Raw genomic sequence first — 13713 nt, forward strand, 5'->3', positions numbered from 1 at the left:
AGACTGGGGCACGAGCAAGCGCAAGCGGCAATCCTCGGTCCGATCGCGCCCGTGAAACCGTCACGTCCGCCGCCCGCGACCAGCACGCGAAGATGACCAAGCTCGCCGCCGAGGTGGCCGCATCGAGTCCGAGCTGGCCGACCTCGTGGCCACCCTTCAGTCGTAGCCCCCCGGACCAATCTCACATGATGGTGCGGCCGCCGTTCACGTCCAGCACAGTGCCGGTGATGAACCGTGCTTCGTCGCTGACGAGGAACGCGATGGCTGCGGCGATGTCTTCCGGGTTGGCGACGAAGCCGAGTGGGGCCTGCGCTGCGAGCTGTTGCAGGTAATCTCCCAGGGATTCGGATCCCGGAGTGCGGGTCGGGCCGGGGCTGACGGAGTTCACGCGCACGCCGTCGGGGCCGAATTCGGCTGCCCAGCTTCTGGTCAACAGGTCCAGGGCCGCCTTGCTCGCCCCGTAGACCGACAGGCCGGGGAGCGCGACTTTGGCGGCGAGTGTGGACACGTTGACGATCGCTCCGGTACCGCGGGCGGCCATTGCGGGCGCGATGTTGGCGACCAGGTAGAACGGGGCCTTCAGGTTGGTGGCCAGTACCGCGTCGAAGGTCGACTCCTCGGTGCCCGCGGTTGGGCCGCCGGCCCCGATCGCCGCGTTGTTCACCAGGATGTCGAGGGCTCCGCCGGCGAACTCGGTGGCTTTGGCCGCGAGTTCGACAGCGGACTGTGCGTCACGTAGGTCCGCACGGATGAAGTGGGCCTCGTTTCCTTCGGAGCGGATCTTTTCCACTACTTCCTGCCCTCGTTGCGCGTCACGGCCCGAGACGACGACACGGACGCTGTTGCGGGCGAGCTTGAGCGCGGTGGCGCGACCGATTCCGCTCGTCGATCCGGTGATGAGGGCGGTCTTGGTGCTCAAGGGAACTCCTTGCTGGTGGTTTCTGACAGTCCAGGGATGTGATCGGATGACGTGGGCCGGGCAGCAGTCGGTGCTAGAGGCCCTGGAGGAAGGCGACGCGATCCGCGAATGCGCTCTGTGCGACGCGGGACGCGGGCGCGAGTTGGTCGAAGCCGTGGAATGCCCCGGGGCGTACGCAGAGGTGCACGGCCACGCCGTGTTCCATGAGGCGCGTGGCGTAGGTGACCGTCTCCGCGCAGAAGAGATCCAGTTGACCGACCTCGAGGTAAGCCGCCGGCAGATCGTGGAGTGAACCCGCGCGGGCGACGGAAGCGGAGGCAGGCACGTCGTCGGTGCCGTATTTGTCGCCGAGGTAGGCCCGCCAGCCGGTGATGTTGTCGGCCACCGACCACGCAAGAAACGGCTCGACCGCCGGGTCGGCAACTGCAGTACGGTCATCGAGCATCGGATAGACCAGGATTTGCGCCGCTAGCGGCCCGATCCGGCGATCGCGACAGACCAGCGCCGTCGCTGCCGCGAGACCACCTCCGGCGGAGTCACCCATCAGCGCGACGCAAGCCCCGGGTACCCGCTCCGCAGCGTGCTCGATTGCCCACTGGACCGCGGCGATACAGTCTTCGACCGCTTTTGGGAACGGCGATTCGGGCGCCAGGCGGTAATCGACCGCAATCATCGCCACCCCGGCCTCCAAGGCGTAGCGGCTACAGACGTGGTCGTAGCCGTCGAGGCTTCCGGCGATAAGACCACCACCGTGGACATAGACGACAAGTGCGTTCGGCAGGTTCTCTGGCTTGTACAGGCGCAGCGGAATGGTATGCCCGTCCGAAGACGGCACGGTGAAGTCCACAACCTCGATGTGGTCGTCGGGTGTGTTGGCGGCAGCCAGTCCGGCGTAGAGAGCGTCGATGTTCGCCCGTCGCGTCTTCCAGTCATCAACAAGCGGCGGCGTGGGTGGGACTGCGGCTGCGATCGCGCTGGCGGCCTCGAGAAGTTCGTTGTCGATGTTGAGCATGCAATCCTTCAAATCTCCAGTGAGAAATTTGTCCCGTCCGGTCGCGCTCTTGCGGGGGCAGTCAGCCGGGACTCGTCTGCTTCTCGCAGAGCGGCCGTTCGTGCACTCCCACAAGACACGTACAACGTACGTAACCATGACTTGCGTACGTTGTACGTGTCAAGTGATGTGGAGCACCCAGGGTCCGGATGCCGGCCCGGTGCGACGCAACCAGAGCGCATGAGGCCGGAGTAGGGTCAGATACGTACGCCGTACCTAAGTCAGGAGTTGTCAGCATGAGAGCCCGTTTCACCCTCGCTGACATTCAGCAACACGCCTTGGCGATCGTCGACCGGGACGGTCTTGTCGGGCTCACCATGCGCTCACTCGCGGGGTCCCTGCAGACGGGTGCTATGACTCTCTACAACTACGTGGACAGTCGCGAAGCCCTTGAGGAACTCGTGGTCGACGCCGTCTCCGCCCTCGTCGAGATACCGGAGCCAACCGACGATTGGCTGGCCGACACACGCGCGGTGGCCACCGCCCTGTGGCGAACGTTCCGGGCGCATCCGGCAGCCATCCCGCTCGTACTCACCCGCCGCACCTCCTCCCGCGCCAGCCTCGCCCCGGCCGAGGCGCTCGCGGCAGCGCTCGCGCGCGGAGGTCTGGACGGCGTCGATCTGTTCGTCGCGTTCCGTACCGTCTCGGCGTTCGTCATGGGCATCGCGCAGAACGAGCTGGCCGGTCGGCTATCGCACGAGAAAGACCCCGCCTCAGCTGCCCAACGGATCGAAGGGCTTACACAGGGCGTGCTACCCACTCTGGCGGAACTAGCTCCAATCGGCGCCGCGTTCACAGGCCAGGAATTTGAGCGTGGACTAACAATCATCCTCAACGGCATCCAGCGCACGCCCCGCCCGGCATCCAGCCGACGGACGCCACATGTGTGAGCACCTGATCTTGCTGATAGTCGGCGCGTAGCTCGGGCCACCCTGACCGGGGTTGCGGGCGTGCCCTTTATGGCCACTCGGTCAGCGGCGCCGCTTTCGGTCTGGATTAAACGATCATCACATCGTGTAATCAAAGTCCGTCATGCTGGGCGCCCCGACTGCGGCCCATCACCGATGTAGCGATGCTGGCCTGCGATCCGGACATCGCGGGCACGGCGGGCGTGGACCGGCGGTGTCACCTGCCTCCTTCGCGTAGTAACATTGCTACACGTGTTTGGAGGTGGGAACTGTGACGGTCACCAGGTTGTCGAGCCGGGAATTCAACCAGGACACGGGGCGAGCCAAGAACGCGGCTCGCAGCGGACCGGTCTTCATCACTGACCGGGGGAGGCCGGCGCACGTGCTGCTGACGTTCGAGGACTACGAGCGGCTGACCGGTGGCCAGGAGAGCATTGTCGACCTTCTCGGCTTGTCTCCGGATGAGGCTGACGTCGAGTTCGAGATCACCGCGTCGCGCGATCTGGCCCGGCCTGCGGACCTGACCTGATGTTTCTGCTGGATACGAACGTCGTCTCCGAGCTGCGCAAGGCCAAGGCGGGTCGGGCTGACTCCAACGTCGTCGCGTGGGCGGCAGGTGCTGCGGCCAGCAGCGTGTTCGTCTCGGCGATCACCGTTCAGGAGTTGGAGATCGGGGTTTTGCTGGCCGAGCGGCGCGATCCGGCGCAGGGTGCGATCCTGCGCCGTTGGCTGGAAGCGCAGGTGCTGCCCGCGTTCGTCGAGCGGATCCTCCCGGTCGACACCGCCGTTGCGCGGCGCAGCGCTACTCTGCACGTTCTTGATCCGCGGCCCGTTCGTGACTCGCTGATCGCGGCGACCGCCCTCGTGCACGGCATGCCGGTCGTCACTCGTAATGTGGCCGACTTCGCGCCCGCGGGCGTTGAGATCATCGACCCGTGGCAGCCCTTTGACGAGGGTGCCTGAATCGCATTCCCGGTCGCGGCCGAAGAGCCGAAAGCGGTTCGCAGGCGTGGCGAGCTGTGTCTTCGTCTGGGGTCGGGATTCTCGGGGCACACCTGCGGGCCACGCAATTCCGGGTTCGACTCCGAGGGCTTTCTTATTCTGCCAACTATGGTCCATCAGTCAAAAGGCCAGGTCACCGTTATGGTGCCTGGCCTTCCTCGTGGCCGGGGTCTTCGAGCAGCCGACCGGCCCTTACTGGGCCGATGACCGTGACCTGGTCGACGGCGCGGTTGTTGACCCGTGGGCCCAGCGGTGAGTCGCGAAGTCCTTCTCGATGTCGCCCCAGCTCGGGTGAGTCGGCGATCAGCCAGGCCAGCTTCGACGAACACCAGTTCGGAGCCCTGAGCGCGGTGGTCTTTGAGGTGTCGGATCGTGGCGAAACGGTCGCTCAGGGTCGTGGGATGACCGAGAGTGAAGGGTAGCGAGTCAGACCGGTCCGTGGGGTGGCCCGATGACGCACGATCCTCAGACGCAGCGCCAGGCCGATCCGCGGCCTCGGCGCCGGGCGCCGCTCAACCCGTTGCTGACGGTGTTGCTCGCCTGCGGCGCGGTGGTGGTGCTCTTCTTCGCCGGGGTCGCCGCGCAGCAGATCAACAGCGGCGAGGTGCCGGCCGCCGCCGGCACGGTGAGCAGCCCGGCGCCCACGACCAAGCGAACCACCAAACCGCCGCCGGGGCTCGGGGACGCCGTGCGGGACGGCAAGTTCGAGTTCGTGGTCACCAAGGTCGACTGCTCTCGTACGGAGGTCGGTCTTGAGCATTTCGAGCGGACCGCCGACGGCAAATACTGCGTCGTCAGCTTGAGGGTGCGGAACATCGCCAAGGAGTCGCAGTACTTCCTCGGCCACGCGCAGAAGGCGTTCGACGCGGCCGGCAAGTCGTACGGCAGTGACGAGATCGCCGGTGTCTACGCCAACCGCGATACCCAGACGTTCCTGCAGAAGCTCGATCCGGGCGAGCGGGTGACCGGCAAGCTCGTCTTCGACGTCCCGAAGGCGGTCAAGCTGACGTCGTTGAAGCTGCACGATTCCCTGCTCTCGGGCGGAGCCGTGATCGACCTGCGGTGAAGGATATCGATCGGGGGAATCTCCGAACCGGCACAAGTGAGTTTCCCCTGGTGACCGGCTTGCTCTGAAAAGAGGCGGACAATCTCGCTCTCGCCGTGGGCCCGGCCGCTACGACAATGCCGAGCGTCCACGTTCGCGCTATCGAGAGCAGATCATGGCTATTCACGAGGAGCCCGGCCGACCGCAGTACTTCCAGAACGTCGCCACCGGCAACGCGCACGTCGGCGTCCAGATGGGCCAGAACACCGGAACCGTGTCGGTCCATCAGGCCTCCCAACCGGGGTACGTCGAGCTCGACCGTCTCGTCCGAGCGCTGCGCCAGGCCCACCGCGACGGTGCGATCGACGCCGGCACGCTGTCCGACTCGGAGCACGAGCTCGAGGTGACCCGGGCGGCGCTCGCCGAGCCCGGCGACGAGGGCCGCGGCCGAGCGAAACGAGCCTTGCAAAGGGTCGCGGGCATGCTCGACGGCGTCGCCGGCCTCGGCGCGATCATCGGATCAGCAGTCGCAGCCGTCGAGGCCCTGTCATGACCGTGCCGTGGCAGCAGGGCAATCAGGCCGACGGCAACGCGACCGTCGGAGCTCAGATCGGCACGCTGCACGGAAACGCGTACGTCTACCAGACCGCACCGACCGCCACCCCCGAGGAACAGTTCCAGGTCGCGGTCAACTACTTGCAGGGCGGCTCACCGGGCGAGGCGCGCCGCCGCATTCACGAGGTCGTCTACGCCCACCGGCTGAGCTCGGCCGAGGTCGCGTACTTCTGGGCCCTGTCGGTGCTCAGCGGCCGTTCCCTGGCCGGCCTCGGTGATCAGGACTTGGAGCAGCTCGAGCAGGCGTTCGCCATGGCCGGCCAGCACGCCAGCGGCCGGTGGTGGCGCGGTTCCGCGACCCTGCGCACCCTGGTCTCGGCCCTGCTCGGGAACGGTCCCGAGCCGCTGGACCACGCTCTGCGTCAATACAGCGAGCTTGAGTACGCCCTCCGGCAGGACATCGAACGGCACCTCAGCCTGATCCTGTCCGGCGTCGCGCAGGACTACATCGAGAGCTTGAACGCCCAGCAGATCCGCATCGATCGGGTAGGCGACGACCGTACGGTGCGTGTGCCGAAGTTCTTCGAGGCCGATCCCGCCGAGCCGGTCGCCAAGGTCGCGCGGCCGGCGTCCGTCGATGCCACCTGGCTGCCGCTGCTCGGCGGTGGGGCGCTCGCGCTCCTCGGTGCGGTGGTGCTGGCGTCGGGGGTCGGAGCGTCCAGTTCGGTGGCCGCCGTCGTGGTCTTCCTGCTGCTGGCCGGCGGCGCCTACGCGGTGATCCGGCGCGGTTCGGAGCGTGCCCTGCTCAACCGGTGGCGAGCGGCGCGCGAGGCCGAGTTCACCGCCGGGACGCGAGCACCGTTCAGCGGGCCTGGCGGCGATTCGTTGCCCCGCACGTTCAGCAAGACCATCGATGAGTACGTGGCCCGCGCCTTCGCCGAGCAGCAGCCCACCGATCAGCCCGCCCGGGACGAGTTCTGGCGGGACACGTACGGCCTGCGCACCGCGCTGCACGCCGATCTCGTCGACCTGTACGGCCTCAGGGGTGTGCGCGCCGAGGCGGTCCGCTGGCTCGTCTTCCATCACGCCGAACGGATCGGCCGGAAGTGGCAGGCCGGCACCCTGGACGACTTCCGTCGCCGGTACAGCCCCGCGGCGTTCCCGCCCGCCTTCCTCGGTGGCCTGGCCGCGCTGGCTCTGGCCGGCCTGATCGTGCTGCTGACGTTCAGCGCGACGACCGCGTGCCTGCTGGTGGTGGCCGCGCCGATGCTGTTCTTCGGCGGCCGGTTCGCCCAGCAGGGCAGCCTCACCCTCTACGGCGAGCGGCGGCGTATCGCGGTCGACAACGCCGAGTTCGCCGAACGATGGAACGCCGAGATCGAGGCTCATGGGCGTTGGACGGCGTGGCTGGCCGACCGGCCCACCGACGTCGAGATGGGCCGCTGGCTGAGCCTCGACCTGGCGTTCTTCAAGCGCGAGGTGATGGGCGACTACCGCCTGACCAACCGCGACCTGCTCACTCACCTGTCGCTGACCGAGGCCGCGCCGGGCAGCGAACGGGCCCGCGACGTGGGTGGCCCGTTCCGCCACTCGGCCTACACGGTGCTGTTGTTCCTGCTCACCGAGGGCGGCGTCCGGCAGGTCCGGGTGCGCCTCGACACCGCGACCGGCAACTTCTCGGCCGAGCGCCGCACCACGTTCCGCTACGACGCGATCGGCTCGGTGCAGGTCAGCGAGGTGGGCCTGCGCCAGGACGACGGGCATCTCGGACAGAAGATCGTGACCCGGCAGGTCTTCCTGCTGGCCCTAGTCAACGGGCAGAGCATCCAGGTGAAGCTGGACGACTTCGCCGACGAGTCGATCGCCTGCCTGTGGGAGAACCCCGAACGGCTGGCCGAGCTGGCCCTGGACGCGTCCGGAGTGACCAGCGCACTGCGGGTGCTCGAGGCGATCGCCGCCGACGGCCGTGACTGGATCGCGCTCGAGCGTCAACGCCTGCGGCGACGGATCCCGAGCAGCCGGGTCGGCACGATCTCCCAGCGAGGGCTGGACAGCGCCCCGTAGAGAAGCACCCTGTAGAGAAGCACCCTGTAGAGATCAGCGCCGGCGACGAGCCGTACCGAAGATCGAACGTACGATCTCGCGGCCGGCCGAGATCGCGGCCGACTTCAGGGTGTTGCGAACCGTCGGGTTCTTGAGCGCCTTCTCCAGGAACGAATCCTCGGAAGGAGGAGCGGAACGAGGGGCGGAATGAGGGGCGGAAGGGCGAGAGGGGGCGGGCGCGGGAGTTGCCGGTGGGGGCACGGCGACCTTGGCGAGCAACATCTCGTACGCCGACTGGCGATCGACCCGCGGGCCGTAGCGGGCCAGCAGCGGCGATGCCGCCACGATCGCGTCGGCGATCGACGCGTCCACCTGGGCCATCAGCGAGCGCGGTGGCGGCAACCGGGTCCACGCCACCGGTGTCGGCGCGCCCCGCTCCGAGAGCACGGTGATGATCGCTTCCCCGGTTCCGAGCTGCGTGAGCACTTCCTCCAGGTCGTACCCGGATTTGGGGAACGTCGAGACGGTGGCCTTGAGCGCCTTCGCATCCTCGGGCGTGTAGGCCCGCAGCGCGTGCTGCACCCGGTTGCCGAGCTGCGCCAGCACGTCGGAAGGCACGTCCTTCGGCGTCTGGGTCACGAAGAAGATCCCCACGCCTTTCGACCGGATCAGCCGTACGGTCTGGGTGATCGCCCGCAGGAAATCCTTGGAGGCGTCGCGGAACAGCAGGTGCGCCTCGTCGAAGAAGAACACGAGGTTGGGCTGGTCGACATCGCCGACCTCGGGCAGATCTTGGAACAGGTCGGCCAGGAACCACATCAGGAACGTGGCGAACAATTCCGGCTGGTTCTGCAGGTTCGGCAGTTCGAGAATGCTGACGACGCCTTTGCCGTCGGGCGTCGTACGTAGAAAATCGCGGGTGTCGAACTCGGTCTCGCCGAAGAAGTCGTCGGCGCCCTGGTCGGCGAAGGCGATCAGTTCGCGCAGAATCACCCCGGCGGTCGCCTTGGACAGTCCGCCCAGTTCGGCCAGTTCAGCGGCCCCGTCCGGCGAGGTCAGGTGCTGGATCACCGCCCGCAGGTCGGCCAGGTCGAGAAGCGGCAGCGCGTGCTTGTCCGCGTAGTGAAAGACCAGACCCAAAGACGATTCCTGTACGTCGTTGAGCCCGAGCACGCGAGCGAGGAGTGTCGGCCCGAACGACGTTATCGTCGCGCGCACCGGGACGCCCTTGCCGTGCCCGCCGAGCGCGAAGAACTCCACCGGGTAGGAGGACGGCGCCCATTCGTACCCGATCTCGGTCGCCCGCTGCGTGACCTTGTCGTTGGGTGTTCCGGGCGCGGCCATGCCCGACAGGTCGCCCTTGATGTCGGCGAGGAACACCGGGACCCCGGCCGCCGACAGTTGCTCGGCCAGCCCCTGCAGCGTCTTGGTCTTGCCGGTGCCGGTCGCCCCGGCCACCAGCCCGTGCCGGTTCACCATCGACAGCGGGATCCGCACCCGGGCGGTCGGGTCGCAGCCTGGCCCGGTCACCAGGGCGCCCAGTTCGAGGGCGGGGCCGGTGAACGCGTAACCGGTGCGGACGGCGGCCGCGAGGTCGTTCTCACCCATAGCCGCACGCTATCCCAGTGTCAGTGCCTTGGCCTGCGGAGATGCGTTCCGTGGGCGCACGGCGAAGCCGAACGTCACCATCACGAGCGGGACGAAGGCGATCAGCCACGTCCAGAACAGCCGATAGCTCACCACAACGGTCAGTTCGGTTGCGCGGGCGTCGCTGAGATTCGCGGACAGGGGCGCGACCGACGCGTCGACGATCGGCGCGATCACGAGGCAGAACACGAGGGCGAAGACCGCCCCCGCGGCCGCCGCCTGCCGCAGCGCGTCAGGCCAGCCGCTCGGCGCCGGCGGGCGGTAGAAGCAGGCGAGCAGGATCGCCAGGACGATGCCCACGGTGGCGTCGAACGGCTCGTAGCGACCCTCGGCCGAGCTGATCGAGATGATCCCGGCGACGGCCGCGCCACCCAGCGTGACCAGGTCGGATCCTCGGCTCATGGCCCCAAAGGTACTGGCCACGGCGCCGGAACGGGAGATCCGCTCAGACCGGTGTGGGCTCGGGGAGCTCGGCCAGATATTCCGGCACGGCCGTGCGAAAACCCTCGTCGACCGGGAGCGCGGCGTCGCGCAGGGCTCGCTGCCAGGCCGCCGCCTTCGGGACTCGGCCCACCCGGCAGGCCAGGCTCACCGAGCGCCGCAGATCGGGCAGCGGCGCCAGGTCGGTCCACACTTCCAGATAGGCGTCGCGCAATTCCTCGAGCTCGGCCCGCCCGAGATCCATGAAGAACGACGCCGAGCTCAGGGCCACGAGCAAAGAGCCGAACGGATGGCTCACGCTCGAGTCGCCCCAGTCGAAGAAGCGGAACCCGGGGAACACGTTGTCGTCGTGCAGATCGTCGTGCTGCAGGGACGCCGGAATGCCGTCGGCGGCCAGTTCGGTGCACCATTGCGCGAATGCCGCGGAATCGACTGCGAGGTCATCGGGGATTCCAGGGCCGGCCAGCAGCGAATCGAGCACCGCGGGCAGGGTCGAGGGCCGCATGTCGGGCACACCGACGGCCAGCAGATCGGGCACCGCCGGGACGATCTCGCGCTGCAGAACGGCGTACGCCTGAAGCATCTCGCGCCAGTCGCGTCGCTGGTCGGGGCCGTGCGAGGTGCGCAATGTCGGTCCCGCGTCGGCGGTCAGCAGCCAGCCGCGGTCCTCGTCGACCGCGAGCGGCGTCAATACCGAATCGGGCGCGCGCGCCGCCAGCACCGGCACCAGACGTGCCTCATAAGCGCAGTCCATCGTGTTCGCCTTGAACCAGCGCACGCCGTCCGCGGTCGTGGCGCGATGGGTCACCGACCACGGGCGTACGCGGGTCTCCTCGATCTCGCCGAGCACCGGAGTGCCCATCGCGGACAGCGTTTCGCCGATCCAGGAATGGGCCGACTCCCGCCACAGCGGGTCGTGCCAGTCGTTGGCGCGCATCGAGACCGACTCTAGGGCGTACGACATCATGAGGCGATGCCGCGGCGCCTTTCCTGCGCCGACGCCGTCCGGCTTCTCGGCGGGACGGGTCCATTCGGGAAAGCCGTCGACAATCTGCTCGGCGGCGCGACCGCGGGGAAGACCCACCTCGGCGAGCGTGTGTTCACGGTCGTCAAGGCCGGCACTGATCTGCCGACCGATCTCGCGGGTGTCTCGCCGGCCGTCCTCGACGCGGCCGACGCGACAGACCTCGTCTCCGCGCTCGGGCCGGTCACCACCATGGTCGAGATCTGGATGGGCTTGTCAGATGACCGCGGCCGTCTCGTAGGACCGCGCGACGATCTCGCGTAGCGCCTGCTGGTCGGCTTGATCGACGCGCTTCACGTACAGGCAGCCCTTGCCGTTGGTGTGCGGGCCCAGCCGTTTCAGCAGATCCTCGTAGGCGTCCAGGTAGCCCGTCAGATAGAGGACAGTTTGCCCCTTGCGGGGTGCGAAGCCGATCGCCGGTGTGTCGCCCTCGCGGCCGGACTCGTACTTGTAGTGCCGCGACCCGAACCCGATGATGCCGCCACTCCACATCGCCGGCGGCTGGCCCGTGACCTCGGTCATCAGGGCGACCAGCAGGCGCGCGTCGCTCTGCCGCTGCTCGTGGGTGATCGTGCCCAGGAAGATTTCCACATCGTCTGCCACCGGCCCAGCCTCCCACGAACAGCGGCATCCGACCGCGCTCTACGCTCGGCGGCATGACCCGCATTCTGCTGATCTCGGGCAGCACCCGCGAGGACTCCCTGCACACCGCCGCCCTGCGCACGGCGGCCTCGGTCGCGCCCGAAGAGATCAACGCCGGCCTGTTCGAGGGGCTGCGGGGTGTGCCCGCCTACGTGCCGGGCGAGCAGGAGCCGCACGACACCGTCGTCCTGTTGCGCCACCAGGTGCGCATCGCCGACGCCGTGCTGATCAGCACCCCGGAGTACGGCGGTTCGATCCCGGGCGCCCTCAAGAATCTGCTCGACTGGCTGCTCGACGACAACCTGCTCGCCGGCAAACCGGTCGCCTGGCTGTCGGTCGCCCACGCCAACGAGGACGACGGCGCGCGCACGACGCTCGAGACCGTTCTTGACCATATGAGCGCCAAGGTGTTGCGGGCCGCCTGCATCCGGTTGCCGATCGACCCGGCCGCCGTCGACGACCTGGGCTTGGTCACCGATCCGCGCCTGCATCAGGCCTTGCAGGACGCGTTGCAGGCCCTGGCCCGGCTGCTGGCCCTGACCGCGGCGCCGCCGAGACCGGCCTGGCAGGCCTATTCGAGCGTCTTCCCGGTAGTCGAGCGCCGCGACCACCTCCCCGACTGGATGAGCGGCGGACGCTGAGCATCCTGCGTCCTCCTAGGTTGCTTCCTGAGCGGTTTGCCCAGGAGAATGGCCGCCGACGGGGGAGGATGCAACGATGCGATCTCTGGATGCGACCGACGCGCGCATTCTGCTGGCCCTGGACAGCGATCCGGACGCCACCGTGGTCGCGCTGGCCGAGCGCCTCTCGATGTCGCGCAACACGGTTCAGGCCCGGCTGCGCCGCATGCGGGAGTCGGGCTCGCTGGGCGCCTATTCGCGTCGCGTCGAGCCGGCCGCGCTCGGTTATCCGCTGATGGCCTTCATGACGCTGTCGCTGAGCCAGCGCGAGGGCGACCTGGCCGCCCAGCAGATCGTCCGCATTCCCGAGGTGGTCGAGATCCTCGCGACGACCGGCGACGGCGACCTGCTCGTGCGCATCGTCGCGAAGGACACCGCGGATCTCTACCGCATCACCAACCTGGTCGTCGCCTCGGCCGGGGTGGTCCGCACGTCGACGTCGATCGTTCTGCACGAGGTCGCGCCGCACAGCGTCGACGGTCTTCTGCGCCGACACACCACCGACGCTCGTCACTGACAGTCACGGGTGGGCCGCTTACGATAGGGCGATCCTGGGGTCGTACAAGGGCTTGATCTCGAATTCTCTTGATCGTTGATCAATGGTCGGAGGAGAATGCTGGATCATCCTCTGTGGGCGATGACCAAGGGCCTGCACCAGGTGTAATGCGCACCGTGTCTAGTACTTTCAGGCCAGGACCATTTGCTGGTTCGAGGGACGAATCCATGCCTGCCATTGCAAGTTGCATGCCAAAACGGGCACTCAACGTGTCCGGTAGATGAATTGGCACATTCAATCGACCGGTACGCATTGTCGTACTGAGGTCACGCTTCGTACTCTGATGGTCAACAATCATCGATCAAGATGAGTGCGAGAAGCGGGCCGACCTGGCGGCGGCCTGCGGGGGAGCCGAGCATGCTTATCAAAGTCATCGACCGGATCACCGACCAAGCGCTCCACGAGACAATGTGGAAGATGTACCAGGATGCGTTCGAGGAGTTGAACACACTGGCTGTTCAGCGGCATCTGATGTTCCGGTCAGAGTTCGACGCGGTCATGGCCGACACGCGGGTCGACAAGTACCTTGCCCTCGATGACGACGGCACCATCTGCGGCGTAGCCACCTACACGAACGATCTTCTGGCGGTTCCGCTGATCGCCCCTCAGTACTTCGAAAAGCACTGGCCGGACCACTACGCAGCCCACAAGATCTGGTACATCGGCTTCGTCGCGGTCAGTCCGCACGCGCAGGGCCGCGAGGCGTTCGCCCAGCTCGTCGAGCAGATGTACATGGTCGCCTCGGCCCAGAACGGCCTGGTCTGCCTGGACATCTGCAACCACAACGACGACGTGCGGCGCATGTCCCGGGTGTTCCGGATGATGGTCAGCCGGCTGTCCGACAACATGAAGTTCACGCGGATCGACCAGCAGTCGTACTGGCTCTACGAATTCCCGACGGCGGCTTGATCGCGCATTCCGCAGCGCGCAGCGGCACCCGTCAGCGCATAACGCGGCAGGCCGTCCCGAGAGGGTGACGGTCTGCCGCGGAGCTGGGGGGAAACCTTCATGACATAGGCAACCTCCACATCGAACCGAGTGCTGTGCGGAATCGCCGGGCTCGGTCGCTACCTCCTTCAGTCGGTTTCGGTTGTCGGCCCCCAACGGCGGAGGGGGAACGGCCCGGAGCGCCGAAAGGCCGTTGGGGGCGGTCAATGTGGTTATGCGGTGCCTACCTTGATCTGCAGACGCCGCAGGTCA

Annotated in this window: 16 protein-coding genes; 10 read left to right on the forward strand and 6 right to left on the reverse strand. The window is 67.4% G+C overall.

Annotated features, from left to right (window positions below):
• Positions 1 to 181: 181 nt before the first annotated feature.
• Both EER30_RS18115 and EER30_RS18120 read right to left on the reverse strand, forming a co-directional pair.
• A complete protein-coding gene (locus EER30_RS18115; protein ID WP_240670105.1) occupies positions 182 to 919 on the reverse strand; it encodes an SDR family NAD(P)-dependent oxidoreductase in 738 nt (245 codons plus the stop codon).
• Between the two features lie 73 nt (positions 920 to 992).
• The gene (locus EER30_RS18120; protein WP_127501660.1) at positions 993 to 1931 is read right to left on the reverse strand and encodes an alpha/beta hydrolase; all 939 of its coding nucleotides are present in this window, start codon (positions 1929 to 1931) and stop codon (positions 993 to 995) included.
• Positions 1932 to 2206: 275 nt separating this feature from the next.
• Between EER30_RS18120 and EER30_RS18125 the strand changes: the two genes are divergently transcribed.
• From EER30_RS18125 to EER30_RS18150, 6 genes are all read left to right on the forward strand, one after another.
• Positions 2207 to 2860, forward strand: coding sequence for a TetR/AcrR family transcriptional regulator (locus tag EER30_RS18125; protein ID WP_127501661.1), 654 nt, complete (start codon positions 2207 to 2209; stop codon positions 2858 to 2860).
• Positions 2861 to 3149: 289 nt separating this feature from the next.
• Complete coding sequence (locus EER30_RS18130) at positions 3150 to 3407, forward strand: type II toxin-antitoxin system Phd/YefM family antitoxin (protein ID WP_127501662.1); 258 nt, start codon at positions 3150 to 3152, stop codon at positions 3405 to 3407.
• Positions 3407 to 3841 (forward strand): type II toxin-antitoxin system VapC family toxin, encoded by a 435-nt coding sequence (locus EER30_RS18135; RefSeq protein WP_127501663.1) that lies wholly within the window; start codon positions 3407 to 3409, stop codon positions 3839 to 3841. Before EER30_RS18130 ends, EER30_RS18135 begins: the two co-directional genes overlap by 1 nt.
• Before the next feature lie 490 nt (positions 3842 to 4331).
• The gene (locus EER30_RS18140; protein WP_240670107.1) at positions 4332 to 4946 is read left to right on the forward strand and encodes a DUF4352 domain-containing protein; all 615 of its coding nucleotides are present in this window, start codon (positions 4332 to 4334) and stop codon (positions 4944 to 4946) included.
• A gap of 154 nt (positions 4947 to 5100) precedes the next feature.
• Complete coding sequence (locus EER30_RS18145; protein WP_127501664.1) at positions 5101 to 5478, forward strand: hypothetical protein; 378 nt, start codon at positions 5101 to 5103, stop codon at positions 5476 to 5478.
• Positions 5475 to 7544 carry a hypothetical protein gene (locus tag EER30_RS18150; RefSeq protein ID WP_127501665.1) on the forward strand — a complete coding sequence of 690 codons (2070 nt, stop codon included), beginning with the start codon at positions 5475 to 5477 and terminating at the stop codon, positions 7542 to 7544. Before EER30_RS18145 ends, EER30_RS18150 begins: the two co-directional genes overlap by 4 nt.
• 33 nt (positions 7545 to 7577) lie before the next feature.
• Here the strand turns inward: EER30_RS18150 and EER30_RS18155 are convergent, their stop codons facing one another.
• The 3 genes from EER30_RS18155 to EER30_RS18165 are packed head-to-tail and all read right to left on the reverse strand — an operon-like array spanning position 7578 to position 10548.
• Positions 7578 to 9131, reverse strand: a complete 1554-nt coding sequence (locus EER30_RS18155; RefSeq protein ID WP_127501666.1) for a helicase HerA-like domain-containing protein — start codon at positions 9129 to 9131, stop codon at positions 7578 to 7580.
• Between the two features lie 9 nt (positions 9132 to 9140).
• Entirely contained in the window at positions 9141 to 9572 is a 432-nt protein-coding gene (locus tag EER30_RS18160) for a hypothetical protein (protein ID WP_127501667.1), read from the reverse strand.
• A gap of 43 nt (positions 9573 to 9615) precedes the next feature.
• Positions 9616 to 10548, reverse strand: a complete 933-nt coding sequence (locus EER30_RS18165; RefSeq protein ID WP_127501668.1) for a phosphotransferase — start codon at positions 10546 to 10548, stop codon at positions 9616 to 9618.
• 36 nt (positions 10549 to 10584) lie between these two features.
• On the opposite strand from EER30_RS18165, the gene EER30_RS18170 reads away from it, so the two are divergent.
• Positions 10585 to 10899, forward strand: coding sequence for an NACHT N-terminal helical domain 7-containing protein (locus EER30_RS18170; RefSeq protein WP_127501669.1), 315 nt, complete (start codon positions 10585 to 10587; stop codon positions 10897 to 10899).
• Here the strand turns inward: EER30_RS18170 and EER30_RS18175 are convergent.
• Positions 10852 to 11238, reverse strand: coding sequence for a DUF1801 domain-containing protein (locus EER30_RS18175; protein WP_240670109.1), 387 nt, complete (start codon positions 11236 to 11238; stop codon positions 10852 to 10854). The genes EER30_RS18170 and EER30_RS18175 overlap by 48 nt on opposite strands.
• A 53-nt stretch (positions 11239 to 11291) precedes the next feature.
• Here EER30_RS18175 and EER30_RS18180 point away from each other — a divergent pair, with 53 nt between their 5' ends.
• From EER30_RS18180 to EER30_RS18190, 3 genes are all read left to right on the forward strand, one after another.
• Complete coding sequence (locus EER30_RS18180; protein WP_127501670.1) at positions 11292 to 11918, forward strand: NAD(P)H-dependent oxidoreductase; 627 nt, start codon at positions 11292 to 11294, stop codon at positions 11916 to 11918.
• 76 nt (positions 11919 to 11994) lie between these two features.
• Positions 11995 to 12474, forward strand: coding sequence for an Lrp/AsnC family transcriptional regulator (locus EER30_RS18185; RefSeq protein ID WP_127501671.1), 480 nt, complete (start codon positions 11995 to 11997; stop codon positions 12472 to 12474).
• A gap of 396 nt (positions 12475 to 12870) precedes the next feature.
• Positions 12871 to 13422 (forward strand): GNAT family N-acetyltransferase, encoded by a 552-nt coding sequence (locus EER30_RS18190; RefSeq protein WP_127501672.1) that lies wholly within the window; start codon positions 12871 to 12873, stop codon positions 13420 to 13422.
• Positions 13423 to 13713: the final 291 nt, after the last annotated feature.

Origin of the sequence: Actinoplanes solisilvae (assembly GCF_003999975.1) — a bacterium.
GTDB classification, from domain to species: Bacteria; Actinomycetota; Actinomycetes; order Mycobacteriales; family Micromonosporaceae; genus Actinoplanes; species Actinoplanes solisilvae.